This window comes from Pedobacter sp., from assembly GCF_035317785.1.
GTDB lineage: Bacteria > Bacteroidota > Bacteroidia > Sphingobacteriales > Sphingobacteriaceae > Pedobacter.
The window spans coordinates 1-2007 of record NZ_DATHGC010000374.1 but is presented as its reverse complement, the minus strand read 5'-3'; the positions used below and the strand labels follow the sequence as shown (position 1 = coordinate 2007).

Genomic DNA, 2007 nt, shown 5'->3' with positions numbered 1-2007 from the left:
TTTCGCTATGCCTGGTTCCCGCCTGTAAAGCAATGATATTGACTGTCCGGTCATTGCCGCTGTTCACGGGTGTTTGAGCTGATAAAAAGACGACAGGCAGGAACAGGTATAATAATGTAATCAATGCTGATATCCTGAGGGCTGGTTTCATCATGAAGCTGTGTTTTTTCATCGTGTGGTCACTTGTCGTTATCCAGCCAGCACCATTTCCTTATTATTCCTGCTCCATTCGCTCCAGGAACCTACATACAATTTAGGGATCGGTAAACCTGCGTAGTCCATAGCCAGAAGCGTGTGACAGGCGGTGATACCTGATCCGCAATGAACAATTACATTTTCAGGCTTCACATTTGCAAGTGCGCTTGTATACTTTTCTTTCAATACATCAGGTGTCAGGAATGTGCCGTCAGCTTCCAGATTTTCTGTATACGGAATATTTGCAGCACCGGGAATGTGGCCTGCAATCAGGTCAATTGGCTCAGCTAACCCTGCAAAACGGTTGGCGTCACGAACATCGATCACGATATGATCTTCTGTTTTTGCTAGGCTTTCCACTTCTTTAATATCTGATAAAGGCAAAATCCAGTCCCCAACCGGATATGGTGCTGCGTGCTTTGGGGTCTCTGCAGCTGAGCTTGTCGGAAAACCTGCCTTTACAGCTGCATCAAATCCGCCGTCAATAACCTGTACTTTCTCATGGCCAACGGCTTTCAGCATCCACCAAAGTCTCGCAGCAGCGTTGCCACCCATTTTGTCATCATACACAATAACATGGCTGTCTTTAGAGATCCCAAATCTCTGCAGCATCCCCGCGAATTGCCCTGGAGTTGGCAATGGATGTCTTCCGCCGATGGCGAAATCCCCGATGTTTGCCAGATCGGTATTGACATCGGCAAAGAGTGCCCCGGCCAAATGGTCTTGATCATATCTGGCTTGGGAACCGGCGCTGGCATCGATCAGCACAATCTCCTGAGATTGGCTTAACTTGATTAAATCTTCGGATTTTATAATTGGTGATAGTTTCCTGCTCATGATGGTTCGTTGTTTCGTCTGTTCAAGTTTGTTGCGTCGTGTATTCAAAGTTAAGATAAACCATTATCACTGGTAAATCTTGTTCAAAAAATATTTCTAACTTGAGCTTATGACATTTGCAGACAAAGCGATCCTTTTCAACAAGCAACTCAAATACACTGGCGGTGTTTTGCCACCTGGCATCCACATCATGAACCCCTTTGAGGAGTTCGAACAAACAATGGAGATTGTCGAACTCTTTTACCACAAATACTACAACGATACTAAACAGCGACACCTCATCCTCGGCATCAATCCAAGCAGGCTGGGGGCCGGACTTACCGGTGTGCCGTTTACCGATCCCAAGCGGTTAATGAAAGAATGCGGCATTCCGTATCAAGGCAGGATCACCCATGAACCATCCTCTGTATTTGTTTACGAAATGATCGAAGCCTATGGCGGTCCCGAAGCTTTTTATAAAGATTTTTACATCAATTCACCTTGTCCGCTTGGTTTTACTTCGGTAGACCTCAACGGGAAAGAAAAGAATTACAATTATTACGACAGCAAAGAACTAATTGCTGCTGTTAAGGATTTTATGATCGAAAGTGTAAACAAACTGATCGCTATGGGAGTAAATACGAATACTTGTTTTTGCTTTGGCACAGGCAAGAACGAAAAGTTTCTAACTAAGCTCAATGAAGAACATGGCTTTTTCAAAAAGATCATCGCGCTCGAACATCCCAGGTTTATCATGCAATACAAAAACAAGCAAAAGCAATTCTACATTGATAAATATCTTTTGGCATTTGACAGTATCAAGTAGTCATAACTCCAATCCGTTAATGTCGGTGGTCAGTATTTCGCTCATGTAATCAAAAAAAGGCCGCATATTCCTGAACGTTTCAGCCGCTGCGGAAAGGAAGCCTTCATTTAAAACCTCCTCGTCCGTAAACCTTCTGATGAGCAGGAACTGTTTATAACGCAATAGATCAA

At 43.9% G+C, this 2007-nt stretch carries 3 protein-coding genes; 1 reads left to right on the top strand and 2 read right to left on the bottom strand.

The genetic code is table 11. The features are described from left to right. Nucleotides 1-189: 189 nt before the first annotated feature. Nucleotides 190-1032: a sulfurtransferase gene (locus VK541_RS23315; protein ID WP_324372986.1), complete on the bottom strand. Its 843-nt coding sequence runs from the start codon at nt 1030-1032 to the stop codon at nt 190-192. Nucleotides 1033-1141: 109 nt separating this feature from the next. Here VK541_RS23315 and VK541_RS23310 point away from each other — a divergent pair, with 109 nt between their 5' ends. After that, nucleotides 1142-1837: a uracil-DNA glycosylase family protein gene (locus VK541_RS23310; protein ID WP_324372985.1), complete on the top strand. Its 696-nt coding sequence runs from the start codon at nt 1142-1144 to the stop codon at nt 1835-1837. Here the strand turns inward: VK541_RS23310 and VK541_RS25890 are convergent, their stop codons facing one another. Next, complete coding sequence (locus VK541_RS25890; protein WP_414692642.1) at nt 1838-1999, bottom strand: DUF2461 family protein; 162 nt, start codon at nt 1997-1999, stop codon at nt 1838-1840. Nucleotides 2000-2007 lie beyond the last annotated feature (8 nt).

Coding starts and splice junctions, on each gene's coding strand:
- VK541_RS23315 (WP_324372986.1), bottom strand. CDS start 1,032: ATGAGCAGGAAACTATCACCAATTATAAAATCCGAAGATTTAATCAAG.
- VK541_RS23310 (WP_324372985.1), top strand. CDS start 1,142: ATGACATTTGCAGACAAAGCGATCCTTTTCAACAAGCAACTCAAATAC.